Origin of the sequence: Empedobacter sp. UBA3239 (genome assembly GCF_002362875.1) — a bacterium.
GTDB lineage: Bacteria > Bacteroidota > Bacteroidia > Flavobacteriales > Weeksellaceae > Empedobacter > Empedobacter falsenii_B.
This window is the reverse complement of record NZ_DEVJ01000060.1, coordinates 127,547-128,298: the sequence shown is the minus strand read 5'-3', so window position 1 is coordinate 128,298 and position 752 is coordinate 127,547. Positions and strand designations below refer to the sequence as shown.

Below are 752 nucleotides of genomic sequence, written 5' to 3'. Positions count from 1 at the left end.
CGAGAAGCTACAAGTGACGATGTAAGTGAATTACGTAAAGAAAACCAGCGTTTAAAAGAGATTGTAGCTGATTTGGTTGTACGTTATGATATCGTAAAAAAAACCTTGAACTCGTTGGATTAAAAACAAAATTCAAGAAATATATGCGATTATCAGCAAGTGAAAAACACGAAATTATACAGATTGTAACTCGCTCTGAAATTGGAGTTAAACGTACTTTAGAGGAGTTCGGAATTGCACGGAGTACCTTCTATAAATGGTACTCAAATTATTTAGAAAATGGATTTGAAGGTTTAGAATCAAAAAATTATTCAACCCATCGAAAATGGAATAGTATACCTGATTCTCAGAAGGATTTAATTGTAGAATTAGCGTTGGATTATCCTGAATTATCTGCTAGAGAATTGGCTTTTAAAATGACCGATGAATTAGGAATTTATATTTCAGAATCGAGTGTTTATCGAATATTAAAGCAGAGAGATTTAATTCCAGCACCCAATCATATTTTAATTTCAGCCGCAAACGAATTTAAAGATAAAACCAATTTTGTTCATCAAATGTGGCAGACTGATTTCACTTATTTTAAAATTATAGGATGGGGATGGTATTATTTAAGCACGATTTTAGACGATTACAGCCGATATATTATTCATTGGGAATTATGCAGTTCGATGAAGGCAGAAGACGTAAAAAGAACTGTAAAAACAGCAATTGAAAAAGCTAAATTAAAAGCGAAACAGAAACCAAAATTA

The 752-nt window shown here is 31.8% G+C and carries 1 protein-coding gene; it reads left to right on the top strand.

Features of this window, described 5'->3' with window-relative positions:
• Positions 1–143: 143 nt before the first annotated feature.
• The coding region (locus tag B4G36_RS08890; protein ID WP_291063441.1) for a DDE-type integrase/transposase/recombinase at positions 144–752 on the top strand (609 nt) is incomplete at its 3' end.